Raw genomic sequence first — 24,626 nt, forward strand, 5'->3', positions numbered from 1 at the left:
CGCTGAATGCGGTGTATCCGTCACGCCGCCTCGCTAACACGCGCCTACAGAATCACGATGCCCTTCACATTCGTATCCAGGATCAACACCATGACCACTTCTTTACCGATCAAACCCGACGACCTGGAACGCCTGCATAATCGGTCTTTCGAGGACATCGTCGTCGGCGAATCGGCCTCTCTGGAGCGGACCCTGACCGCGCAGGATATCCAGTTGTTCGCGCTGGTCTCCGGCGATGTGAATCCGCTTTACGTCGATCCTGAATTCGCCGCCACTACCCACTTCAACACGGTTTTCGCCCATGGCATGTGGGGTGGCGCGTTGATTTCGGCGTTGATCGGTACTCGATTGCCGGGGCCCGGCTCTGTATCCCTGGGACAAACCCTCAAGTTCCTTGCCCCGGTACGCATCGGCGACACGCTGACCGTCTCGGTCACCGTTACCGCCCGTGATCCAGCGCGGCAGTTACTAACGTTGGCCTGCAGCGGCATCAACCAAGAAGGCATGGTGGTATTGGAAGGTGAATCCCTGGTCCACGCCGCCAGTGAGCATATCGATGTGCAACGGGTCAGCCTGCCAGGTGTCGAGTTGCGCCACAGCGCCGACGGCCTGCACCGTTTGCTGCACGCCTGCCATGCACTGGAACCGATCCGCGTCGGCGTCGTGCATCCGTGCGACGACGTGAGTTTTGAAGCCGCTCTAAATGCCCGTGATGCAGGGTTGATCCATCCGATTTTGATTGGCCCAAGGGCAAAACTGGAAGCGCTGGCGGCCAAGGGCAATCACGACCTTTCCGGCCTTAGCATTGAAGACGTACCCCACAGCCACGCCGCTGCTGTACGTGGTGCGGAAATGGCCCGGGACGGTCAGGTCGAAGCCCTGATGAAAGGCAGCTTGCACACCGACGAACTCATGTCCGCCGTGGTGCCCTCTGCGGCGCAACTGCGTACCAAGCGACGGATCACCCATTGCTTCGTCATGCAAACCCCGTTTTACCCGCGCCCTTTTATCATCACCGACGCCGCAATCAACATCTTGCCGACCCTAGTCGACAAAGTGGACATCGTGCGCAATGCCATCGATCTGGCGCATATCCTCGGCGTTAGCGATCCACATGTGGCAATCCTGGCTGCGGTGGAAATGGTCAACGCCAACATGCCCGCCACCCTTGATGCCGCCGCGCTGTGCAAAATGGCCGATCGCGGCCAGATCACCGGGGCGGTTCTCGACGGCCCCCTGGCGTTCGACAACGCGATTTCCGTGGCGGCAGCGCGGATCAAGGGCATCCATTCACCCGTTTCTGGTAAAGCCGACATCCTGGTCGTGCCTGATCTGGAAAGCGGCAATATGCTCGTCAAGCAGCTGGAATACCTGGGCGGCGCCGCCAGCGCCGGTATCGTGCTCGGCGCAAAAATCCCGATTATATTGACCAGCCGCGCTGACTCGGGGGAAGCCCGCATTGCGTCCTGTGCCATCGCGGTGCTGGTGGCCCATCACTATCGGGTGACGCCGCCGTAGGCAACAACTGTTGCCCTGCCAACAGCGTTTCAACAATTAGCCCTTTCAGCAACACTAACGCGCTCGATGAACATTGGGCTTATCGTTATAAATCAACGACCTGCGAGTCTGGTACGGTGCTTGCAAACCTGAAGCATCGGCACCGCCTCAGACTTGCTCAAGCAAGCACCCCATAGAGCCCTGCCGGCCCTGCGTTGCAGTACACGTCGCCCCGCTATCAAACCCGAGGGTGGACGTCTTGATTTTTGCAGCGAGGACCGTGTTGATGAGTGTCGATATTTTTTGGTTTCTTCCCACCTCCGGTGACACCCGTTATCTGGGCCGTTCCGACAGCGGCCGGCCAGCCACCAATGAGTACATGCGCCAAATCACGGTGGCTGCCGAGAGCCTCGGTTATGACGGCGTATTGATTCCCACCGGCGCGAGTTGCCTGGACCCGTGGATCACCGCTGCCAGCCGGGTGCCGGTGACCCATCGCATCAAACTGTTGGTGGCATTGCGCACGTCGTTGGGCAACCCAACAGCGTCGGCCCGTCAGGCGGCCACCCTAGACCAAGCCAGTAACGGACGGCTGCTGCTGAATGTGGTGCCCGGTGGCGACGCGACCGAATTGGCCGCCGACGGTATTTTTCTCGACCACGATCAGCGCTACGAAGCTGCCGATGAGTTCCTCACGGTGTGGCGTCAGTTGCTCAGCGGCGAGACCGTGGATTACGCCGGTAAGCACGTGCGGGTCGAAGGTGCGCAGAACTTCTTTAAACCGGTTCAACAACCGCACCCGCCCCTGTATTTTGGCGGGTCTTCGCCGGCTGCCCATGAGCTGGCAGCCAAGCACGTGGAAGCCTACTTGACCTGGGGTGAGCCGCCAGCGGCCGTGGCCGAGAAGATCACAGATGTACGGGCACGCGCCAAAAAACATGGCCGCACCGTGCATTTTGGCGTGCGCTTGCACGTGATTGTGCGGGAAACCAATGAGCAGGCTTGGGCCGCCGCCGAGGAGCTGATCAGCCACCTTGACGACGACACGATTGCCGATGCCCAGCAGAACTACGCCAAGATGGATTCCGAAGGTCAACGCCGGATGACCGCTTTGCACGGCGGACGACGCGACAAGTTGGAAGTCTCGCCTAACCTGTGGGCCGGCCCGGGTCTGGTACGCGGCGGCGCGGGCACGGCGTTGGTCGGCGACCCTGAAACCGTGGCCGCTCGCCTGAAGGAATACGTCGAGCTTGGGGTTGATCGTTTTGTATTGTCCGGCTACCCGCACTTGGAAGAAGCGTTCCGCTTTGCCGAACTGGTGTTCCCGCTGCTGGGCAAAACGCCGGTCACGGTCCGTGATCAGGTGTTGACCGGGGGCGCGTTTGACGTTCGGGCCGGTAAGAAACCGGCCAACGACGAGGCCGCCCGGTTGTTTGCCCTGTAACGCAGGACCTGTAGGCGCTGCCGAAGGCTGCGAATCGGCTGCGAAGCAGTTGGGACCGCTTCGCGCTCCATCGCGAGCAAGCCCGCTCCTACAGCGTTATCTTTTTAATTCAACACCTTATGCGCTGTTTGAAAAGGAGTTTTCTGTGACCATCCCCAGCGATCCTATAGAGATCGGCCGTCTTCTAGCCCCCGACTGGGCCACCACTGCCGCCGAGCGCGATGCGCTGGTTCTGGGGCAATGCCCTTAGCCCGCTGGACCCGCGCATGAACTGCTGCTGGAACCCGGCCCCCTGAGTACGGTGTTTTCCAGCTTGCGGCCGCTGTTAGCGCAACTGACGTTCGTTAATCTGTTCCTCGGCATTGCCGAAGGCGCCTTTGAACAGGCGCGGCACTACACCACCCACGAGGCGCGGCCCTGGTTCAAATCCGAGGTCGACCGCGCGGTCGATGACCCTTATCTGCTGGCCCATTACGGCGAGTTCTGGGTCGGGCTGGAAGCGGTACGTGCCCTGACCGAACGGGCCAACGGGTTGTTCGATAAAGCGTGGATCACCGGCGATCAACTGGGCGCCGAACAGCGAGCGAACCTGGCGCTGGCCATCGGCAGCGCCAAGGTTCATGCCACGCGGGTCGGCCTGGACCTGTGCTCCCGGCTGTTTGAAGTGACCGGCGCCCGCGCCACCAATGCCTCGCGACGCTTCGACCGCTACTGGCGCAACCTGAGAACCCAGACCCTCCACGACCCGGTGGATTACCGCATCCGTGAACGGGGTGAGTGGGCCTTGAAGCAGAAGCCGCCGACGCCGAGTTTTTATTCCTGAATTCAGAATTATCGAGTTCAGAAACCTCGTGCTTGCGCTAGGCACTTTCGCGCAAGGGCCGGTTGGAATGGGTTGGGCGTGGGATTTTCGGTGTCCGCGGGCAGGAGAGTTGTAGGCTTTTTCTGCTGTGTTTGTACGGTCTTTCAGCAGGGCTTGTAGGTCGTCTCCCCATTTTTTCCGCGATATTTTACTTCGGTTCTTCGGCTGGTACGGTGGCGAAATTCTAGCCAGGAGCCAGCCCCATGACCCAGTGTTTCAAAGACCACGAATGCGACACGCAGCTGTTGAACCACCCCACCAAACCGATCGAAGAGTGCGAGACGCACAGGATCGAGTTGTACGGGGTCATGCAGGACGTTGTTGACGTGCCGTTTTTGACTTGCTCGGGAATCTGGCGAGTCTTCCAGCGCGAAGCCGAAGAAATCGTCGCCCCCGGCGGCGTCCTGATCGCCGACCCCATCGAACGCAATCGCGTGATCAACGCCGCCTATGCCCGGTTGTGACTGCACGACAACCGCTTTCAGTGGGCCGGGCTGGCAGCCTTTGCCTCCAAGCAAGTCGGTTGCGGGTTGTTGCATGCCGCGAGTATGACTGAGGTTATCCAGGCTGAGCGCGACGCCAGGCAGCGCTTGATCGACTCCAATGCGGCATCGAATCCCGGCTTCCTCGGGGCTCATATCTTCAAAGATACGGATCAGCAGGCGCTGGACGATTACCGAGCCGCCCGCAGCAATAATCCCGTTCCCCTGAGCGACCTTGGCCTGGGCGGGGAACCCTCATCCTTGATGCAGCAACAGTTCCAGCATGTCTACGACATGATGGCGCTGGGTAATACCACGTTGTTTCTCGATATCTTCCCGCTGCATGCGTTTTACAAAAAGCGTGGGCTAGAAGAGTTAAGGACCTGTCTTGATGAACGGAAGGGCATTTTTGGTCATCCGAAGTTTCCGGTATTGTGGCCGGTGGGGCAGAAAAAGCTTGAGTTTGGTGTTCGGTATTACCAAATTCTCGATGCCTTCAAGGCAATAGAAAAGGGAGATATTGCCGAGAGCGTGCGGCAATTGGCGGAGCATGAGCAGCGCAATATTCTGCAACCGACCATTTACGAAGATCCACAGCTTAAACTGCTTTTGCGCGGCAACCATGCGTCCTATGTCACCGGATTTCCTTCGGGGGTGGCTCAAGCCATTGAGCTGACCCTGGCGAGCCAATGCCAGCCGGTCGAGGATGGGCGCACCCTTGAATTCAGCAGCAACCCGTTTGCAGACTTGTCAGATTACAAGCAGCGCATAGCCTTCGTAATGCAAGCAGCGGCGCGTTTTGATGAGATGCTGGGCGACGGGAATCGACCCTTGCTGGAGCAGTCGATCAAGGATATCGCCGAAGGATCGGGCGTCCGATGAAGCGGCGATACTGGTTTTGTCTAGCACTGCTGACAGTATGGGCAGCATTCGTCGCACGGTCGTGGTACGAGCGAGAGATCGCCCTAGTGATAGGCGGAACCTACGAGGAGATGATCAAGGGTTCGTCAGCCCGCTTTAGTTCACCTTATCCCGGTGGGGGAATATGGGGGGGCGAGGCAAAGTCCGACGTGCAGTTACGATTCACCGATCCGCAGTATGGATTTATCACGCCAAAAAGCGCTGACGTATTTGTCGTATTCAAGGGCAACATTATTCAGAGTTTGGTTATATCTCCGCAGACCGAACCCTTGTTGCTCGATGATGCATTGAAGGTTGTCTTGGATCTCCAGGACCAATGGCGTCGCGGCGGATGGATCGATAGAAAGAACAAAATATATCCACCCTTTGCCGATACGCCCCAGTGGCGTACTCAGTTGAGGGATGTCGACAAGGGAGGCATAACTGATTGGTATGCTGGCGACAAGTATCAGGTCATGCTCATAGTGCACCGCTTTAAGGACTACAAACGCCCCGACGAAGAGCGCTACAAGATCATCCTCAATATCGCCGAGCCCTGGATACCTTTCGATGACTAGGCGTCGGTGGGCTTGCCTTATCGTTCTAATGGTATGGGCAGCATTCGTCGCGCGGTCGTGGTACGAGCGAGAGATTGCCCTAGTGATCGGCGGAACCTACGAGGAGATGATCAAGGCTTCGTCAGCCCGCTTTAGTTCACCTTATCCCGGTGGGGGAACATGGCCAGGCTGGCCAAAATCCGACGTGCAATTACGATTCACCGACCCGCAGTATGGATTTATCACGCCAAAGAGCGCCGACCTTTTAGTTGTATTCCAGGACAATATTGTTCAGCACCTGATATGCCTCCACAGACCGAGCCCTTGTTGCTCAATGAGGCAGACGCCGCGTGCCGGTACTCACTCGGTGTCTGGTTCATTTCAGCTCGGAAGTGCCGGTTGAAGTTGGACAGGTTGCAGTAGCCGACTTCGAAGCAGATATCAGCCACTGACATTTTCGTTTGCAACAACAGCCGGCACGCACGCTGTATTCGCAGCTTGCCCATCAAGTCGATAAAACCATGGCCAGTGGCGCGCCTGAAGAAACGCGAAAAACCTGGCTCGCTCATATTTAACTGCTCAGCGATGACCGACAGCCGAACCTCTCCGGTCAACTCTTTAAGCAAGTAATCGAACGCTTTATGGACGCGTTCGTAATTTCTGACGTCTAGGTTCGGCGCGTAATAGGCGCTCGCCAGAAAGTGCGTCTCAGGTTTGGGAGCGGCCAACAACGTACTCAGCAGTTCCAGAAACACCACCAAACGATGCAAGCCTTGGGCTGAGCCTATCGCTTCAAGAAGGCGTGCGGCTTTGACGGCCGTCCCGCCGGTAAACTCCAACCCGCGCCGGGCCCGCTCAAATAGCGACTGCAAGTCACCCAACTCAGGCATCGTCTGGCGAAGAGCCAACAACGCCACGCCGTCGAATTGCAGCACAACATCGCGTCCCCGCAGGTTTTCGCCTGGGGCAAGATCGCCGATCCAGTCGTGGGGTAGATCTGGGCCGATCATCGCGACATGACCCGCCTCAAACGCACCAATGTAATCCCCCGCAACCAGCTTGCCACTGCCTTGGCGAATGAGATGAATTTCGAATTCGGGGTGATGATTCCAGCGGGCCAGCGGATAAGGGTAGTCGTGTTCGTACCAGCGAAAGCTGTGCTCTGGCCCGGACAGAATGACTTCCAACGCCGCTGGGCGGTGTTCGATTAAGGCGTTGTGAACAGTAGGCATGGACGGCCCCTTTTATAGTTGTGTGGGCTACATTGGCTAAACAATACGCCGTTTGGATCACCGCCTACTAGGATGCGATTTGACCCACACCCGATACTTTTTTAACCCGGTGATGGAGTGGGATAACGGTCAAAAAAGTATCAGCTTAGCGTCCGCCGTTCGTTTGTTCTGCCCGCTGCAAGCTGATGTAATCGACTCGTCACTCCGCTGCCGACAAACACCAATTTGATCAGCAGTGGTTTACAACAACAATAATAAATCTGCGCCCAAGGCGTAGAGTGGAGAACACCATGAAGATTTCGCTCCAGGCACTTCTTCTGTCCGCCGGCTTGTCCTTTTTAGTCACCAGCCACGCTGCAGAATCAATCACCATCGCGACCGTCAACAACAGCGACATGATCCGCATGCAGCGGCTTTCCAAAGTATTTGAAGCGCAGCACCCGGACATCAAACTCAACTGGGTGGTGCTCGAAGAGAACGTCCTGCGCCAACGCCTCACCACGGATATTGCGACCCAAGGTGGGCAGTTCGACGTATTAACCATCGGCACCTATGAAACCCCGTTGTGGGGCGCTAAGCATTGGCTTGAGCCCATGCAGGACTTGCCTGCCAATTACGATCTCGACGATATTTTCCCCTCTGTGCGCCAAGGACTGTCGGTCAACGGCACCCTGTACGCCCTGCCCTTTTACGGCGAAAGCACCGTCACCTACTACCGTACTGACCTGTTTAAACAGGCCGGACTTACCATGCCGGAACAGCCCAGCTGGACTCAGCTCGGTGAGTTTGCAGCCAAACTTCATCACCCCGATCAAGGCCAGTACGGCATGTGCTTGCGTGGTAAAGCCGGCTGGGGTGAAAACATGGCGCTGCTGACCACCATGGCCAACACCTTTGGCGCGCGTTGGTTCGATGAGCAGTGGCAACCGCAATTCACCAGTCCAGAGTGGACAGCTGCGGCGAATTTTTATATCAACACCCTGACCAAATATGGTCCGCCAGGGGTGTCGAGTAATGGGTTTAATGAAACCTTGGCGTTGTTCAATAGCGGGAAATGTGCGATTTGGGTCGACGCCAGCGTTGCCGGCTCCTTCACCACTGACAAGGAGCAAAGCCGGGTCGCCGACAGTGTTGGCTTCGCCCCTGCACCGATTGAAGTGACCCCAAAAGGCGCCTCTTGGCTGTACGCCTGGTCATTGGCAATTCCCGCCACGTCCAAGCACAAAGACGCGGCCAAGGCCTTCATCACCTGGGCAACCTCCAAAGACTACATTCAACTGGTCACTGAGAAAGACGGCATTACCAATGTGCCGCCAGGCACACGCACGTCTACTTACAACGATGCTTATTTGAAGGCAGCACCGTTCGCCAAAGTGACACTGCAAATGATGCAGAACGCCGATCCCGCGCACCCTTCGTCCAAGCCGGTGCCCTACGTCGGCATTCAGTACGTGACCATCCCCGAGTTTCAAGCCATCGGTACGTCGGTGGGCAAAATTTTCTCTGCAGCGCTGACGGGACAGATGTCGGTCGAGCAAGCCCTGAGTTCGGCGCAATCGCTGACTGAACGAGAAATGAAGCGTGCGGGCTATCCAAAATAATAAAACTGCCCCGCTGTGCGGCTGAAAAACACACCGACCACGGGGTTTTACCGCGCTCAATGATCGCCATCCATGGCCACGATTTCTGAAAGCAGGAGAAACATCACATGAAACGACTGGAAGGAAAAAGCGCACTGATAACCGGGGCTGCCCGGGGCATCGGTCAAGTATTCGCTCAGGCGTACCTCCATGAAGGCGCCACGGTGGCCATCGCCGACATCGATTTTCAACGCGCGCAAGCTACCGCAGTAGCGCTTGGCCCCCATGCGTATGCAGTGAAGATGGACGTCACCGATCAAGCCTCCATTGATGCAGCCATTGCCGCTGTCATTACCCACACGGGCAAGCTCGATATTCTGGTCAATAACGCTGCGCTTTTCGACTTGGCACCCATTACGGAAATCACCCGAACCAGTTTCGAACGGCTATTTTCGATCAACGTGGCTGGCACTTTATTTACCCTGCAGGCAGCCGCCAGACAGATGATCAGCCAAGGGCATGGCGGAAAAATCATCAACATGGCGAGCCAGGCCGGACGCCGTGGCGAGGCTCTGGTCGCGGTCTATTGCGCGAGTAAAGCCGCGGTGATCAGCCTGACTCAATCTGCGGGATTGAACCTCATCAAGCACGGAATAAACGTCAATGCCATCGCCCCTGGTGTGGTCGATGGCGAACACTGGGACGGCGTTGATGCGCTGTTTGCCCACTATGAAAACCTTCCAGTAGGCGAGAAAAAGAAGCGCGTTGGCGAGCAAGTGCCCTTCGGTAGAATGGCCACCGCCGATGACTTGAAAGGCATGGCGATTTTCCTGGCCTCTTCAGAGAGCGATTACATCGTCGCCCAGACGTACAACGTTGACGGCGGTAACTGGATGAGTTGACGCGACAGTTTTCAGAAGTCGAGGGATCGGCTGATCAATACACGGTTTTTTGCCTTTGGAGTTCCACCGGCCGCCGGCTATTTCAGCGCCTATTCCTGATAACCAGGTGGATTCGTTGGCACGCTCGTAAAGGCTTGGGAACAACCACGCGTCCGACACCGTTATCGATCCCAACCGCCATTGATACAGATCAAATAGACGAACCCGGTTGGAAGCACTATTGGCCACGGCGAACAACGCTTCATGCTGGTCGCTTCGCCACGATGCAGAGAAGCACAGGCTTCGATATACACCCATTCCAGCAGGAAAGAAGCCACTCGGCCGTGTCACCCAAAAAGCTCACTTTTTGAGCGACGACTTGCTCAATCCCATTACAACCATGCGCGTTTTTATTTCGCTGTTAAGGAGGCTGGCATGACACTGTCAAACAACGCTGAACGCAGGAACATCGTCGATACCCATCGGCATCCGATGGGACCCAAGATGCAAGCCAAGATGGCGGAGCTAGGCCTCTATGACCCGAAACTAGGATTCCCGCAGACTAACGCTCAGGACTTGATGTGCTATCGCGAGTGTTTCGATCTGAATTTCGCCATGCCCATCCAGCGCGAGGCCGGCGTTACCCTCAGCCTTATCACCAATGGCGGCGAGGTGCCTTGGATTGCGCGGGATTTGCTTCAAGTCAGCACCGGCGAGGCTTTGAAGTTCCTGAACGACGAATACTTTGAGATCAGGGATCGCTTTCCCGGTGAATTCGCACTCACGGCCAACGCACACGCGCTGGAAGAGAGCTGTCGATCAATCGTTGAGGAAATGATCAGCAAGGGTGGCGCGAAAGCGATTGCGGTTTCGTCAAGCTACGGCGACGGGTCCGAACGCACTTTCCTTGACAGCCCCAAGGCGGAGTGGCTTTGGGAGTTTGCGGCAGCCAATGACATCGTGGTGCATATCCATCCACCTATGCTATCGATTGGGCACGAGTCGCTCATGCAATACCGCCTCAACGAGGCGGTCGGTCGCCCCTTCGATTCTACCGTCAACGGTGCCCGGATGATCGCCTCTGGCGTGTTCGATCGCCACCCGAAGTTGCAGGTACTGATCGTCCACATGGGCGGTGAACTCGCGTCGATCCTCGGACGGCTCGAATTCAATTGGCACCTCAATTACAACGGGATCCCCAACCCTCCGGCCGGCAGGCCTTACACAAATAAGCGACCACCCTCCGAATATTTCAAGACCAACATTCTTGTCGACTGCATGGGATTCAACCCCATTGGGGTGCGAGCTGCGGTTGAAATGTGCGGTGTGGACCGAGTGGTATTCGGCTCCGACTTCGGTCCGGTGCCATACGGGATCAAAGAGCATGTCAAGATTGTCGAGGACGTGATTGCGAACCCGGAGGAGCGCGAACGGGTGTTCTGGAAGACCAGCAACAAAGTATTCCGCCTGGGCCTGTCCGATTAAGCACCTCGTTAACCGGCTGAACTAGGGTACTCACGAAAAACAAAGTGGCGTTAGTCAGGCGGGGTTTATTGGGCACAGGGTCGGCGAGTTCAACCCAAATGAAAAAAGGACCCGAAGGTCCTTTTTTCTTGCTCAATGGAATTCAGCTGAAATCCATTGAGCTATGTTTGGAGCGGGAAACGAGACTCGAACTCGCGACCCCGACCTTGGCAAGGTCGTGCTCTACCAACTGAGCTATTCCCGCATCTTGGTAACGAGGCGCTATTCTATAGATTCAAATAGCCGAGTCAAGCCCTTGATTCAAAAACTTATTTTTTTTCTGTGTCGGTTCTGAGATGCGGCCATGCCGCACGCAAGTATTGAACCATTGACCACAATGTCAGGCCCGCAGCAATCAACAACAGCACATAACCAAGCACGACCCAGAAGGTGAATCCGGGCGGGTTCGCCAGCAGGATAACCAGTGCGATCATCTGCGCAGCGGTTTTCCATTTGCCCAGGCTGGACACGGCAACGTGTGCCCGCGCACCGATTTCAGCCATCCATTCGCGCAACGCGGAAATGACAATCTCGCGACCGATGATGACCGCGGCGGGTAATGTCAGCCAAAGACTGGCGTGTACCTGAACCAGCAACACCAAGGCCACAGCGACCATCAGCTTGTCGGCCACCGGATCGAGAAACGCACCAAAGGGTGTGCTTTGCTCAAGCCGACGCGCCAGATAGCCGTCAAGCCAATCGGTTGCCGCCGCAATGGCGAACACCGTACTGGCTGCCATGTAGCTCCATTGATAAGGCAAATAAAACAGCAAAATGAAGATCGGTATCAGCAGGACACGTATTACGGTGATCAGATTAGGGATATTCATCGGCACAACTGGCTACGAGGTGAGCGGGCATTCTACTCGCTGTGCAGGCTGGCATAAATCGACTCTGCGAGCTTTTTGCTAATTCCTGGCGCTTTCGCTATTTCTTCGATGCTGGCGCGGGACAATTCCTGCAATCCACCAAAGTGTTTTAGCAGGTCTCGACGACGGGTCGGCCCGACCCCTGCCACGCCCTCCAAGGTCGATGTACGACGCGTTTTGCCCCGTCGCGCGCGGTGTCCGGTGATGGCGAAACGGTGGGCTTCGTCGCGGATTTGCTGGATCAGGTGCAACGCTGGATCATCGCCTTTTAAAGTAAATTCATGGGCAGCATCATTCAGGTACAGCGTTTCAAAACCCGCCTTCCGCGTTGCGCCTTTCGCCACACCCAACAAAATAATGTCCGGTATCGCCAGCTCGTTCATCACGTCTCGGGCCATGGACAGCTGCCCCTTACCGCCGTCGACCAGCAAGATATCAGGCAGTTTGCCTTCGCCGTCCTTGATTTTGCTGAAGCGTCGCATCAAGGCTTGGTGCATGGCAGCGTAATCATCGCCGCCAGTAATACCTTCGATGTTGTAACGCCGATAATCCGACTTGATAGGCCCCTCAGGACCAAACACCACGCAGGACGCCACGGTGGCTTCGCCGCTGGAATGGCTGATGTCGTAACACTCCAGCCGCTGCGGCGGCTCATCAAGATTCAACACTTTGGCCAACGCTTCAAAACGCGCCGTAACGTGCTGACGGTTGGCCAGGCGCGCAGAAAGCGCCTGCTCGGCGTTGGTCACCGCCAATTGCTGCCAGCGCGCCCGGGTGCCACGCACCCGATGGCTGATGGTCATTTCATGGCCACGGATTTCTTCGATCGCATCAATCAGCGTTGGGAAGTCTTCGTGAACAACGTTGACGATCACCTCACTGGGCAGTTCGCGGTCGTGATCGCTGAGGAAATACTGCGACAGGAAGGCCGACATCACCTCACCCACCTCCTCCTCGATGCCCACTTGCGGGAAGAAACTCTTGCTGCCCAACACCCGTCCGCCACGCACGCTGATCAAGTGAACACAGGCGCCACCCGGATTGATGAACGCCGCCACCACATCCACATCGCCGGTCCCGCCATCCATGCTTTGCTGATCCTGAACCCGTCGCAGCAGGGATATCTGATCACGCAGCTCTGCCGCGCGCTCAAACTCCAGGTTCACGGACACCTCTTCCATCGCCGCATTTAACTCGTTCGACAACGCATTGCTGCGGCCTTCGAGGAACATCACGGAGTGCCGGACGTCTTGTGCATAAACCTCGGGCTCGACCAAACCGACGCAGGGCCCCTTGCAGCGTTTGATTTGGTATTGCAGACACGGCCGAGCACGGTTTTTGAAATAGCTGTCTTCGCATTGCCGCACCAGAAAAGCTTTCTGCAGCAGGCTCAAGCTCTCACGAATCGCGCCAGCGCTCGGGTAAGGCCCGAAATAACGGCCTTTTCCTTTTTTCGCGCCACGGTGAATACTCAGACGCGGGTAATCACCGTCCGAAAGGTAAACGTAGGGGTAGGACTTATCGTCGCGCAGCAGAATGTTATAAGGCGGCCGCCACTCTTTGATGAGCGTCTGCTCCAGTAACAGGGCTTCGGTCTCGTTAGCGGTGATGGTGGTTTCAATGTGCGCAATACGGGCGACCAATGCACTGGTCTTCGGCGCATGCCCCGTCTTGCGAAAATAACTGGCCAGTCGGCTCTTGAGGTTTTTCGCCTTGCCGACGTACAACAACCGCGACTCGGCATCGAACATCCGATACACACCGGGACGGCCACTGCACGTAGAGAGGAAGGCGCTTGGATCGAACGTTTGGGTCATTTCAGAGACTGGCATCAACCATGCCGTGGCGAACGGCCAATAGGGCTAACTCGACATCACTGCCGATCGAGAGCTTTTCAAAAATGCGATAACGATAGGTGTTCACGGTTTTGGGCGACAAGCACAGTTTGTCAGAGATGGTCTGGACTTTCTGGCAGCCGACGATCATCAGGGCAATCTGGATCTCACGCTCCGACAGCAGATCAAACGGCGAGTTACTGCTCTGCGGCTGGAACGACTTTAGCGCCAATTGCTGGGCGATCTGCGGACTGATGTAACGTTGCCCGGCGAATACCAGACGAATGGCTTGTACCATCTCAGGCAGGCCAGCACCCTTGGTCAAATAACCCGCCGCACCCGCTTGCAGAAGACGCGTCGGAAACGGGTCTTCTTCACACACCGTCACCGCCACGACCTTGATGTCGGGATGGCTACGTATCAATTTTCGAGTTGCTTCCAGACCGCCGATGCCGGGCATCTTGACGTCCATCAATACCACGTCGGGTTTAAGCTCACGGGCCTTCTTCAGGGACTCTTCACCTGATTCAGCCTGTCCTACGACCTGGAGACCATCGATATCGGCCAACATCCGTGTAATGCCTGTTCGAACAAGATCATGGTCATCAACTACTAGCACCCTAATCAAGCAGACACCTCACAAAACGGTCATTACGAATACCGTCCACCTTAGCAAAAACAGTGAGCCAGACCTAGCTACAAGCACGATATTGGTGCAATGCCGATGTAAAACGGCGTTAGTGACACGCTACCACTAACGTCTTCATATATTTGGGAATTGTTTTTTGAAAGTCCAGAAACAGGATTTCTACCTAAACGCGCCGTTCACGTCGGTTTGTTATTAGTCAAATACGAGGCCGATAATTCAGCCATGGTCGTCGTCAAGCGTCTGATCGCGTCTTGGTCCTCTTTATGCAATGTCCGGAAGCTGCCGAGTACTTTTTCCTCGGCCAGACTGAGATTATCGACAGGAATCGGCGCAGCAGTACCTGTAAGCACAAACAGAACGTCCACGCCTCTGGCTGCAACAGCTGCAAGATAATCGGCTTTCGGGGCACGGTCGCCGCTTTCGTATTTCCCCTGAGCATTAGCTTCTACACCACCAATTTCACCAAATGCTCGCTGCGAGAGACCTAGGCGCTCTCGTTCTTTTCGCAATCTTGAACCAATTCCATTCATTTGAATGCATAATCCTGTTGACCCTATCTGTACGAGGGGTAGAATCCATGAAAATTAAACTGATTTGAACGGTTTTGAACTATGCCCGGAATACGTACCGCTGCACAAGCTAAGGCTTGGTTAGAACAACAAGGAAAATCAGTCCAGGAGTTTGCCCGGGAGCACAGCATCGACCCGGCAACGACCTATCAAGTCTTGGCTGGACGAAAAAAAGGCAAGCGTGGTGAATCGCACAAAGTCGCCGTTTTGCTGGGGATGAAGATTGGAAGTATTCCGGCCGATAAAGAATTGGACGTTGCGCCGTTGGCGGAATGAAGGTGTTTGTGTCTCTGCGGGAATGCAACGGGTGCGCTTACCGAATGATTTCACCGAATCACGTCGGGTGCACATTGAGGCACATGCCGGTCAGCCAGAGTGAATCTGTGCGGCCATTGCCACCGATCCGCTTCGTTGGCGTTCACGAACACAGCCTCAATCCTTGAGAATGCACTCCATCCAGAACAATTCATCGTCTTCACGGATCACTGCGTAGCCTTGCCGTTGGTATAACTGAGTCGCAGGATTACTTTTAAACACCTTCAATCGGATGTTTCTGAAACCTTGCTCCCTGGCGATCATCGCAATTTGATCCATGACCCAAGCGCCAACCCCCTCGCCGCGATAGGGTTCGCACAGCTGCACATCCCGCAAATACAGATAACCCGTCTCTGGACTGACGCTAAAATAACCAATCTGTTTGTCAGCCTTGACGATGACGGAGCTGTTTCTAAACACCCATTCAGCATCGAATAATTGCCCCTGCCAGACGCGTTCATATTCGGTGTAATAGCGGCGCATATTTACGCGGGTCAATTCACGGGCGAAATCCATGTCGGCAAGGGTTGCCGAACGCAGTCTCAGGTCCATGTCTCCTTACCTCCGTGGGCGATCAAGCCATTACCGGAACAACGCTGGTTGCCCATTTATTTCCATTGTGGCGCGCGACCACCAGCAAATCGCCCGGACCGTCGGCGGCCCCTACCCACATGCCGTCCTCTGACCAAAAGGCGCTGCGGCCCGCCGACTCCCAGCCTCCGGTCGCGCCACCGTGGTTGGCCATTAGCACCGCCATCCCGTGTTCAGCAGCGTAACCCGCCAACAATTGAGTATCCGCAACGTAGCCGCCGTCGGTGATTAGCACGCTGGCGGCATACACCGTGGCACCCGATTGCGCAGCTGCGCTCGCGTGGCTGGCATGGGTGAAGTCTGCACACACCGCCAGGACGATGTGGTCGGTGCCAATTTGCACGCTTTCACCGCCCTCGCCCGGGCTAAACACCAGCTCTTCACCCGCATGCAGATGCTGTTTGCTGTAGACACCTACCTCAGCGGCAACGCCCAGCACCAGCGCCGCGATCAGTACGTCAGGGCTGCCCGAACGACGAATCGGCGCACCGACCACCGTCACCATTCCACTGTCCCGCGCCAGTTCGTGCAGAGGCCGCAGGCGCGCATCGGCTGGATCGATGGCCAGTTCATGGGCCAAGCCTCGCTCGTAACCGGTCAGCGACAGTTCGGGAAACAACAGAAATTCCACTCCCTGCGCTATCGCTGCCCGCATAAAAACCAAATGACGCAGGATGTTGGCGTCGATATCCCCTGCGACAGAAACCGATTGAGCGGCTGCAACGACACTTGTACCCACGATGATGCTCCCTGATTAAAATCTTCCGGCCTGTTTAGCGTGCATTGGATGACATCACGCTGAACCCTCGAGTGCAATTCGGATGTGCGCCTGGCGACCGACACACTCAATCGCACCGATGCGATTTTCTAATTGAACAGCAGCGTGCGCCTGCAGTAAGCTCGGCCCCATCAAACGGAGAAAGACCATGTTGCACTCCCACTCATCTCAGTCACCTCACACTGCCAGCGTTCAGCGCTCGGTAGAGGTCGTGTCTGCGGTGAATGAAGCGAACGCGCACGCTGCACCGTCTTATTTTTATTTTGGGTATTGGTTTAGCCACTAGCGCGCCTGATACCCACACGGCGCCCACATTAACGGGGACGCCAACCAGAGAATTCTCTACCCCCGGTCGGCAACCTGATCGGGGGTTTTGTTTTTTCAGGCCCTGAACATCCGAACTGTATTGAATTGAATCGAATCGAGGAATCGACATGAATTACGCCACTGGTTACCGCAACGACACCGACTTCGCCTGGCGATTTAGCAGCCTCCGCTCGGGACAGCCTGCCGCCTCCGACCGGTCACTTTCGGGTGGCAAGCCAACACTGAAGGCCAGCACGGCCAATTGTCGAACACCCCAATAGGGCGTCGAGCGCGATAAACCCGCGCCCGCCCAGGAAGCCAGCACATGAACTCATCCGTCGCGGTAAACATCCTGTCCGAGCTGATGTCACAGCCAATGACGTTGATCGACAGCGCCCCAGCCCCACAACGCTTGCCCAGCACCCTGCAACTCAAGCAGCAGGTACCACTCGATACAGCGCTTAGCAATCAAGTTACCGCCCACCGCCACGCAATACGCGCCATTCTCAACGGCGAAGACTCTCGTTTGCTGGTCGTCGTCGGTCCGTGTTCGATCCACGACCCGCGCTCCGCCCTCGAATACGCCGAACGATTGGCGGCACTGGCCGCAGACGTCAGTGACCAATTGTTGCTGGTGATGCGCGCTTACGTCGAAAAGCCCCGCACAACGGTCGGCTGGAAGGGCCTGGCGTACGACCCACGGCTCGATGGCAGCGATGACATGGCCGCTGGCCTGACTCTGTCCCGCGAACTGATGCGTGAAATGCTCCGGCTGGGACTGCCCATCGCCACCGAAATCCTGCAACCCATGGCGGCGGGCTATTTCGATGACGTGTTGAGTTGGGTGGCCATTGGTGCCCGCACCACTGAGTCGCAAATTCACCGGGAAATGGCCAGCGGCTTGCCCATGCCCGTTGGATTCAAGAACGGCACCGACGGTGGCGTCACCGTTGCCACCGATGCCATGCGTTCGGCAGCCCACCCTCACCGGCACTTCGGTATGGACCGGCAGGGTCACCCGGCGATCATCGAAACTCAAGGCAACCAGGACACCCACGTGGTGCTGCGCGGTGGCCATAGCGGTCCGAACTACGACAGCCAAAGCGTGGCCACGGTACGCGCCAGTCTGGAGAAAGTCGGCATCGCCGCGCGGATCATGGTCGATTGCAGCCATGCCAACAGTGGCAAAAACCCGCTACGCCAGCCCGCCGTGTTCAACGAGGTGCTTGAGCAACGCTTGCAGGGCGATCGCTCGCTGGTCGGCATGATGCTCGAGAGCCACTTGTTCGATGGTTGCCAGCCGCTGAGCGACGCGCTGAAATACGGCGTTTCAGTCACTGATGGCTGCCTGGGCTGGGACGCCAGCGCACAGCTGTTGCGCGATGCAGCCAATGCTTTGCGCCAGCAACGTTGAACCGTCGAGCGTCTAACCTTGCATGACCACCTAGGAGTCAGGCGGAACTTTCGCGGGAATTGCCGTCCTTAATCCGGTAGGCTTTCCCTTTTTTTAATAGGAGTAATTACCATGGCTAAAGCCACTGCCCGCCACATCCTCGTTGCCAGCGAAGAAAAGTGCATCGAACTGAAAAGCCAAATTGAGGGCGGCGCTGATTTCGCCGAAGTCGCCAAAGCGAACTCGAGCTGCCCATCCAGCCGTCAAGGTGGTGACCTGGGTTCATTCGGTCCAGGCCAGATGGTCAAGGAATTTGACACCGTGGTCTTCAGCGCGCCAGTCAACGTCGTCCAAGGCCCAGTAAAAACCCAGTTCGGTTATCACCTGCTGGAAGTGACCAGCCGCCAGGACTAACAGTCCCGCGTTTGGCTCAACGGCCCGTCTGTCAGACGGGCCGTTTTCATGTGTACCACCCGCTCGTCGCTGTAAAACCCTTCGAAAACTGCGTCATTCGGGCCATTCGTGCCTCCGAACGTAAAAACCGATTGTGCAACTTCATGTGTCGATGCATGGTTAGCCCCGCTGCTTGCACGATGTCATATCCCTAAGAAGCAGCCATGAATCAGTAGGTTTCTGCACCGTCTTGGTTTTTCACCCTTAACCCTGATATTCGCTTGCGGACGTCAGTCAGGATTCGAGCAATGCGTTTTGTTTTTTCATCGTTGATCGTCGCATCGCTAGCCTTGATTTCTGGCTTTCAGCCCTTGGCCGCCGCCCCAGAACATGCCCTGACTGTTTACGGCGAGTCACCTAAATACCCTGCCAACTTCACCCATTTCGACTACGTCAATCCCGACGCACCCAAAGGCGGCAGCATGCGTCGCTCGGCGCTGGAGATCGGTCAGTTTGACCACATGTTGCCGTACATCGACAAAGGCACCGGTGTTGCACAACTCAGTGGCCTGCTCTATTCGCCCCTCGCGGTTCGCTCGCTGGATGAGCCTTTCACGGTGTACGGCTTGGTCGCACAGAGCATGGAGCGCAGCAAAGACGGGCTATCGCTGCGCTTTGTCCTGAACCCCAAAGCACGCTTTGCCGACGGCGTGCCCATCACCGCCGAGGACGTGCGTTACACCTACGACCTGTTGATGACCCAAGGCAGCTTGCAATACCGAACGGAATTCGAAGACGTGACCCACGTCGAGGTCGAGTCCCCGACTCAAATTCGCTTCGATTTCAAAAACAACGAGAACCGCACCCTGCCGCTTGACCTGGCCTCGCTGCCAGTGTTTCCCGAGCATTGGTGGAAGACTCGCGACTTTGCCAACGGCGGCGGCTTCGAAATCCCGCTGGGCAGCGGCCCCTACAAAGTGAGCAAGGTCGATGCCGGACGCAGCATCACCTTTGAGCGCGATCCGAACTGGTGGGGCAAGGACCTGCCCGTAAATCGCGGGTTTTATAACTTCGATCACTTCAGCGTCGAGTATTTTGGCGACACCGACGTCGCACGCCAGGTATTGCGTGGCGGCGCGTATGACTACAATCGGGAGTTCTCGGCGACCAGCTATTCCATCGGCTATGAAAGCCCGGCCCTAACCGATGGACGCTTGCAAAAAGCCCAACTGGCCCAGGGCGCGGTTCAGAGTTCACAGGGCTACATCTTCAACCTGGATCGCCCGATGTTCAAAGATCGGCGGGTTCGTGAAGCGCTGGCGATGCTCTGGGACTTTGAATGGAGCAACCGGCAGATGATGCACAACGTGTATGTGCGTCAAAACAGTTACTTCTCCAACAGCGCGCTCGCCGCCGACCAACCGCCCACTGAAGATGAGCTGAAAATCCTCGAGCCGCTGCGCGGAGAGGTTGCGCCGCAAGTGTTTACCCAAGTGTTTCATACGCCAAAAACCGATGGCACCGGCTTCATTCGCAACAAACAATTGCAGGCCCTGCACTTGCTTGAGGAGGCAGGCTGGATGCCTAAAGGCGACCATTTGGTGAATGCCGCAGGCGAGCCGTTGACCTTCACGTTCCTCAATGCTCAAGCGGGCATCGAACGGCTACTGCTGCCTTACAAACGTAACCTGGCGCAAATCGGCATCACCTTCGACATTCGCCGCATCGATGCCGCCCAGTACCTCAATCGGGTGATGGCGCGGGACTACGACATGATCGTTACCGGCTACCCGGTATCAACCTCCCCAGGGCTAGAGCTGTACAACTGTTTTGGCTCCAAAAGCGCCAAAGACCCCGGCTCGAACAACTACATGGTGTTGCAGGATCCGGCCGTCGACAGCTTGATCACCGGACTGGTAAAAGCCGGCGACAAAGCGACCATGGTCAACTACGCCCACGCGTTGGATCGGGTGCTGCAATGGGGTTACTACTGGATTCCCAATTTCTACCCGCCCGGCTCGTCCACGGTGTGGTGGAACCGCTTCGGTATTCCGAAAGTCCAGGCCGCCAACGGTGAAGCCATCGAAACTTGGTGGGAAATCAGCCCCACTCCATTGACCAACGAGCAGTTCGCTGAAAAACGCGGTGCATCGGCCAATCCCGCAGAGGTGCATTGAATGCTCGGTTATCTACTGCGAAGACTGCTGCTGATTATCCCCACGCTGATTTGCATCCTGCTGGTTAACTTTTTCATCGTCCAAGCCGCGCCGGGAGGGCCGGTTGAGCAAGCGATTGCCCGCCTGCAAGGCATCGGCTCAGCCAGCACGGTGGGCGGCGCGCCGGCTGAATCCCATAGCGGCAGCACCGTTTCCCGTGCCAGCCGGGGTCTCGATCCAAAGCTGCTCAAGGAAATCGAACACCAATACGGCTTCGACAAACCGCTGCACGAGCGCCTTTGGCTGATGCTGAAAAATTACGCGCAACTGGATTTCGGCAATAGCTTCTTTCGCGGGGCAAAAGTCACCGACTTGATCCTGCAAAAAATGCCGGTGTCAATTTCCCTTGGCCTGTGGGCGACGCTGATTACCTACCTGATCTCGATCCCCCTTGGGATACGCAAAGCCGTCAAACACGGCAGCCATTTCGACATCTGGAGCAGCACGGCGATCATCATTGGTTACGCCATGCCGGCCTTTCTGTTCGCGATGTTACTGGTGGTGGTTTTTGCCGGCGGCACATCGCTGAACTGGTTCCCAGTGCGCGGGCTGGTGTCAGAGAACTTTGAACAACTGTCGACCGTGGGCAAAATTGCCGACTACTTCTGGCACCTGGTGCTGCCGGTGCTGTCATTGGTGATTGGCGGGTTCGCGACGCTGACCATCCTGACCAAAAACTCATTCCTCAATGAAATTACTCGCCAGTACGTGGTGACGGCCAGAGCCAAAGGCGTCAGCGAAAAACGCGTGCTGTACGGCCATGTGTTTCGCAATGCCATGTTGCTGGTGGTGGCCGGGATTCCACAGGCGTTCATCAGCGTGTTCTTCGCTGGCTCGCTGTTGATCGAAGTGATTTTCTCCCTGGATGGCCTCGGTCGCATGAGCTACGAAGCGGCAGTTTCCCGGGACTATCCGGTGGTGTTTGGCTCGCTGTTCATTTTCACGCTCTTTGGCCTGCTGATAAAACTGGTCGGCGACGTGTGCTACACGCTGGTCGATCCTCGAATTGATTTCAGCGCGAGGAACGCCTGATGTTCAGACTTTCTCCGTTAGGTCGTCGGCGCTTCGAACGCTTCCGAGATAACCGCCGCGGCTGGTGGTCGCTGTGGCTGTTTTGCGCCCTGTTCTTGTTAAGCCTGGGCGGCGAACTGATCGCTAACGACAAACCGCTGGTGCTGAGTTATCAGCACTCGTTGTACTTCCCAGCGTTCAAGCGCTACACCGAGCAGGAATTTGGCGGTCAACTGCCTTTCCAACCCGACTACCGCAGCGACTACGTGCGCAAACTGATTACTCACGACGGCGGCTGGATGCTGTTTCCACCCATTCCGTTCAGCGATGACACGCCGAACTACGACTTGGCGAAACCCTCACCCAGCCCGCCCACTACGACCAATTGGCTCGGCACCGACGATCAGGCCCGCGATGTACTGGCACGGGTGATTTTCGGCGCACGGGTATCGATTCTGTTTGCCCTGGCCTTGACGTTCATCAGTGCGCTGATCGGCATCGCGGCTGGCGCGCTGCAAGGCTATTACGGCGGCTGGGTTGACTTGATTGGCCAGCGTTTGCTGGAGGTCTGGTCCGGGTTGCCGGTGCTGTACCTGCTGATCATCCTGTCGGGCTTCGTCGAGCCGAATTTCTGGTGGCTGCTGGGGATCATGGCGCTGTTTTCATGGCTCGCGCTGGTGGACGTGGTGCGCGCCGAGTTCTTACGTGGGCGTAACCTGGAGTACGTCAAAGCCGCCCGAGCCTTGGGCCTCAGTGACCGTAAGGTGATCATGCGGCACATTTTGCCCAACGCCATGAACGCGACCTTGAGTTACTTGCCGTTCATTTTGACCGGCGCCATTTCGACCCTGACCGCGTTGGACTTCCTCGGTTTCGGCATGCCCGCGGGCAGCGCCTCATTGGGCGAACTGATCGGCCAGGGCAAGCAGAATCTACAGGCGCCATGGCTGGGGTTGACGGCGTTTTTTACCTTGGCATTGATCCTGTCGCTGCTGGTATTCATTGGTGAGGCGCTGCGCGATGCTTTCGACCCGAGGTCTTGATATGTCCGAAAACCTGATTGAAATTCGCGACCTGTCGGTGGCCTTCAACGGGCACACAGTGGTCAATAAAGTGAGCCTGGACATCCCGGCCGGCGAATGCCTGGCGTTAGTCGGTGAGTCCGGGTCAGGCAAATCGGTCACCGCGCATTCGATTCTGCAACTGCTGCCCAAGGCCGGCACGCTGACCACCGGCAGCATTCGTTACCGGGGACAACAATTGGTCGACGCCAAGGGCTCGACGCTGCGCGAGATTCGCGGTAACCGTATCGCGATGATCTTTCAAGAGCCGATGACCTCGCTCAACCCGCTGCACACCTTGGCCAAGCAGATTGGCGAGACCTTGTTGGTGCATCGCGGCTTGAGTGGCAAAGCGGCGCAACGGCGGATTATCGAGCTGCTGGAACTGGTGGGCATTCAGAACCCGCAGAAGCGCCTCAAAGCCTATCCGCACCAACTGTCTGGTGGGCAACGGCAACGGGTGATGATCGCCATGGCCTTGGCCTGCGAACCGGATTTGTTGATCGCCGATGAACCCACGACTGCCCTCGACGTCACCGTCCAACGCAAGATTCTGCTGCTGCTTAAAGAGCTGCAAGAACGTTTGAACATGTCGCTGCTGCTGATCAGTCACGACCTGAATCTGGTGCACAGCATCGCTCAGCGGGTGTGCGTGATGCGCGCCGGTGAAATCGTCGAGCAGTCCAACTGCCACCTGCTGTTCAAAAACCCTCAGCATCCGTATAGCCGCTTGCTGCTGGATGCAGAGCCGGTGGGGGAACCTCTGCCCCGTGACAGCCGCGAAAAAGTGTTGGAAGTCGATAACCTGCGCGTATGGTTTTCCATGGGCGGCGGGATTTTTCGTCGGCACCACGAATACCTTAAAGCGGTGGATGACATCAGCCTGAGCATCGAGCGCGGCAAGACGCTGGGTATCGTCGGAGAGTCCGGTTCAGGCAAGTCGACCTTGGGTCAGGCGATCCTGCGGTTGCTGGAGTCTCGCGGCAGCATCAAATTTCAAGGCCAGTCGCTGGATTGCCTGAGCCAGAAAGAAATGCGTCCGTGGCGCAAGCAGATGCAGGTGGTCTTTCAAGACCCTTATGGCAGCCTCAGCCCGCGAATGTCGGTGGAGCAGATCATCAGCGAGGGCCTGGAGGTTCACAGCGACCTTACGCCGGCACAGTGCGAAATCGAAGTGATCCGCGTGCTGCAGGAAGTGGGTCTCGACCCGTCCAGTCGGCATCGCTACCCCCATGAGTTTTCCGGCGGGCAACGCCAACGTATCGCCATCGCCCGGGCCCTGGTGCTCAAGCCGGCGCTGATCCTGCTCGACGAACCTACCTCGGCGCTGGACCGCACTGTGCAAAAACAAGTGGTCGCCCTGCTCCGTCAGCTTCAGGAAAAACATGGCCTGACCTACCTGTTTATCAGTCATGACCTGGCCGTGGTCAAAGCCCTGGCCCATGACCTGATCGTGGTCAAGGACGGCAAGGTTGTTGAACGCGGCGCCAGCCACGATGTGTTTGAGTCGCCCCAGCATCCGTACACCAAAGAACTACTGGCGGCGGCGCATCCAGGGTTTGCTTGATTTAGAGTCATTTCACTTATGCCGCTTTCGCAGGCAAGCCTGCTCCCACAGCATTGACATAGATCCTGTGTGGCTTGCCAACGAACGGGGCGCATCAGACGCCAGAACCCTGCC

At 56.9% G+C, this 24,626-nt stretch carries 22 protein-coding genes, 1 tRNA gene and 1 pseudogene; 16 read left to right on the forward strand and 8 right to left on the reverse strand.

Annotated elements, in window-relative coordinates:
- Window positions 1–90: 90 nt before the first annotated feature.
- The 6 genes and pseudogenes from RHM59_RS06045 (at window position 91) to RHM59_RS06070 (ending at window position 5,763) form a co-directional block, all read left to right on the forward strand.
- Window positions 91–1,518, forward strand: a complete 1,428-nt coding sequence (locus RHM59_RS06045) for a bifunctional enoyl-CoA hydratase/phosphate acetyltransferase (protein WP_322286189.1) — start codon at window positions 91–93, stop codon at window positions 1,516–1,518.
- Window positions 1,519–1,783: 265 nt separating this feature from the next.
- The gene (ssuD, locus tag RHM59_RS06050; RefSeq protein ID WP_322286190.1) at window positions 1,784–2,941 is read left to right on the forward strand and encodes an FMNH2-dependent alkanesulfonate monooxygenase; all 1,158 of its coding nucleotides are present in this window, start codon (window positions 1,784–1,786) and stop codon (window positions 2,939–2,941) included.
- 268 nt (window positions 2,942–3,209) lie between these two features.
- Window positions 3,210–3,764 (forward strand): annotated as a pseudogene (locus RHM59_RS06055) (acyl-CoA dehydrogenase family protein); the annotation flags it as partial.
- A gap of 242 nt (window positions 3,765–4,006) precedes the next feature.
- Window positions 4,007–4,267 carry a hypothetical protein gene (locus RHM59_RS06060; RefSeq protein WP_322183948.1) on the forward strand — a complete coding sequence of 87 codons (261 nt, stop codon included), beginning with the start codon at window positions 4,007–4,009 and terminating at the stop codon, window positions 4,265–4,267.
- Window positions 4,268–5,167: a DUF2515 family protein gene (locus RHM59_RS06065; RefSeq protein WP_322170894.1), complete on the forward strand. Its 900-nt coding sequence runs from the start codon at window positions 4,268–4,270 to the stop codon at window positions 5,165–5,167.
- Between the two features lie 110 nt (window positions 5,168–5,277).
- Complete coding sequence (locus tag RHM59_RS06070; protein WP_322286191.1) at window positions 5,278–5,763, forward strand: hypothetical protein; 486 nt, start codon at window positions 5,278–5,280, stop codon at window positions 5,761–5,763.
- A gap of 221 nt (window positions 5,764–5,984) precedes the next feature.
- Here RHM59_RS06070 and RHM59_RS06075 read toward each other — a convergent pair whose 3' ends face one another.
- Window positions 5,985–6,974 (reverse strand): AraC family transcriptional regulator, encoded by a 990-nt coding sequence (locus tag RHM59_RS06075; protein ID WP_322169557.1) that lies wholly within the window; start codon window positions 6,972–6,974, stop codon window positions 5,985–5,987.
- 290 nt (window positions 6,975–7,264) lie between these two features.
- Between RHM59_RS06075 and RHM59_RS06080 the strand changes: the two genes are divergently transcribed.
- The 3 genes from RHM59_RS06080 (at window position 7,265) to RHM59_RS06090 (ending at window position 10,920) form a co-directional block, all read left to right on the forward strand.
- Window positions 7,265–8,575, forward strand: a complete 1,311-nt coding sequence (locus tag RHM59_RS06080; RefSeq protein WP_322169554.1) for a sugar ABC transporter substrate-binding protein — start codon at window positions 7,265–7,267, stop codon at window positions 8,573–8,575.
- A gap of 107 nt (window positions 8,576–8,682) precedes the next feature.
- Window positions 8,683–9,456 (forward strand): L-iditol 2-dehydrogenase, encoded by a 774-nt coding sequence (locus RHM59_RS06085; RefSeq protein ID WP_322286192.1) that lies wholly within the window; start codon window positions 8,683–8,685, stop codon window positions 9,454–9,456.
- 414 nt (window positions 9,457–9,870) lie between these two features.
- Window positions 9,871–10,920, forward strand: coding sequence for an amidohydrolase family protein (locus tag RHM59_RS06090; protein WP_322286193.1), 1,050 nt, complete (start codon window positions 9,871–9,873; stop codon window positions 10,918–10,920).
- A 168-nt stretch (window positions 10,921–11,088) separates the two neighbouring features.
- Here RHM59_RS06090 and RHM59_RS06095 read toward each other — a convergent pair.
- The 5 genes from RHM59_RS06095 to RHM59_RS06115 form a co-directional block, all read right to left on the reverse strand.
- Window positions 11,089–11,164: transfer RNA gene (locus RHM59_RS06095), tRNA-Gly, on the reverse strand.
- 64 nt (window positions 11,165–11,228) lie between these two features.
- On the reverse strand, window positions 11,229–11,789 hold the full coding sequence (pgsA, locus tag RHM59_RS06100; protein WP_322169546.1) for a CDP-diacylglycerol--glycerol-3-phosphate 3-phosphatidyltransferase: 561 nt from the start codon (window positions 11,787–11,789) through the stop codon (window positions 11,229–11,231).
- A gap of 32 nt (window positions 11,790–11,821) precedes the next feature.
- Window positions 11,822–13,645, reverse strand: coding sequence for an excinuclease ABC subunit UvrC (gene uvrC / locus RHM59_RS06105; RefSeq protein ID WP_322286674.1), 1,824 nt, complete (start codon window positions 13,643–13,645; stop codon window positions 11,822–11,824).
- A gap of 1 nt (window position 13,646) precedes the next feature.
- On the reverse strand, window positions 13,647–14,291 hold the full coding sequence (gene uvrY / locus RHM59_RS06110) for a UvrY/SirA/GacA family response regulator transcription factor (protein ID WP_322183950.1): 645 nt from the start codon (window positions 14,289–14,291) through the stop codon (window positions 13,647–13,649).
- Between the two features lie 197 nt (window positions 14,292–14,488).
- Window positions 14,489–14,842 (reverse strand): helix-turn-helix domain-containing protein, encoded by a 354-nt coding sequence (locus tag RHM59_RS06115; protein ID WP_322286194.1) that lies wholly within the window; start codon window positions 14,840–14,842, stop codon window positions 14,489–14,491.
- 81 nt (window positions 14,843–14,923) lie between these two features.
- Between RHM59_RS06115 and RHM59_RS06120 the strand changes: the two genes are divergently transcribed.
- Window positions 14,924–15,157, forward strand: a complete 234-nt coding sequence (locus RHM59_RS06120) for a DNA-binding protein (protein ID WP_322286195.1) — start codon at window positions 14,924–14,926, stop codon at window positions 15,155–15,157.
- A gap of 156 nt (window positions 15,158–15,313) precedes the next feature.
- On the opposite strand, the gene RHM59_RS06125 is transcribed toward RHM59_RS06120, so the two are convergent.
- Window positions 15,314–15,748, reverse strand: coding sequence for a GNAT family N-acetyltransferase (locus tag RHM59_RS06125; RefSeq protein ID WP_322286196.1), 435 nt, complete (start codon window positions 15,746–15,748; stop codon window positions 15,314–15,316).
- Window positions 15,749–15,770: 22 nt separating this feature from the next.
- On the reverse strand, window positions 15,771–16,526 hold the full coding sequence (locus RHM59_RS06130; protein WP_322286197.1) for a carbon-nitrogen hydrolase family protein: 756 nt from the start codon (window positions 16,524–16,526) through the stop codon (window positions 15,771–15,773).
- Between the two features lie 670 nt (window positions 16,527–17,196).
- On the opposite strand from RHM59_RS06130, the gene RHM59_RS06135 reads away from it, so the two are divergent.
- The 6 genes from RHM59_RS06135 to RHM59_RS06160 all read left to right on the forward strand — a co-directional run bounded on the left by RHM59_RS06135 (window position 17,197) and on the right by RHM59_RS06160 (window position 24,512).
- Window positions 17,197–18,285, forward strand: coding sequence for a 3-deoxy-7-phosphoheptulonate synthase (locus tag RHM59_RS06135; RefSeq protein ID WP_322286198.1), 1,089 nt, complete (start codon window positions 17,197–17,199; stop codon window positions 18,283–18,285).
- 111 nt (window positions 18,286–18,396) lie between these two features.
- Window positions 18,397–18,678: a peptidylprolyl isomerase gene (locus RHM59_RS06140; RefSeq protein ID WP_322169525.1), complete on the forward strand. Its 282-nt coding sequence runs from the start codon at window positions 18,397–18,399 to the stop codon at window positions 18,676–18,678.
- A 287-nt stretch (window positions 18,679–18,965) separates the two neighbouring features.
- A complete protein-coding gene (locus RHM59_RS06145) occupies window positions 18,966–20,834 on the forward strand; it encodes an extracellular solute-binding protein (RefSeq protein WP_322286199.1) in 1,869 nt (622 codons plus the stop codon).
- On the forward strand, window positions 20,835–21,905 hold the full coding sequence (locus RHM59_RS06150; RefSeq protein ID WP_322169519.1) for a microcin C ABC transporter permease YejB: 1,071 nt from the start codon (window positions 20,835–20,837) through the stop codon (window positions 21,903–21,905).
- Window positions 21,905–22,927, forward strand: coding sequence for an ABC transporter permease (locus RHM59_RS06155; protein WP_322169516.1), 1,023 nt, complete (start codon window positions 21,905–21,907; stop codon window positions 22,925–22,927). Before RHM59_RS06150 ends, RHM59_RS06155 begins: the two co-directional genes overlap by 1 nt.
- 1 nt (window position 22,928) lies before the next feature.
- Window positions 22,929–24,512, forward strand: a complete 1,584-nt coding sequence (locus tag RHM59_RS06160) for an ABC transporter ATP-binding protein (RefSeq protein ID WP_322286675.1) — start codon at window positions 22,929–22,931, stop codon at window positions 24,510–24,512.
- The last annotated feature ends 114 nt before the right edge of the window (window positions 24,513–24,626 follow it).

It is taken from the genome of Pseudomonas sp. MH10 (assembly GCF_034353045.1).
GTDB lineage: Bacteria > Pseudomonadota > Gammaproteobacteria > Pseudomonadales > Pseudomonadaceae > Aquipseudomonas.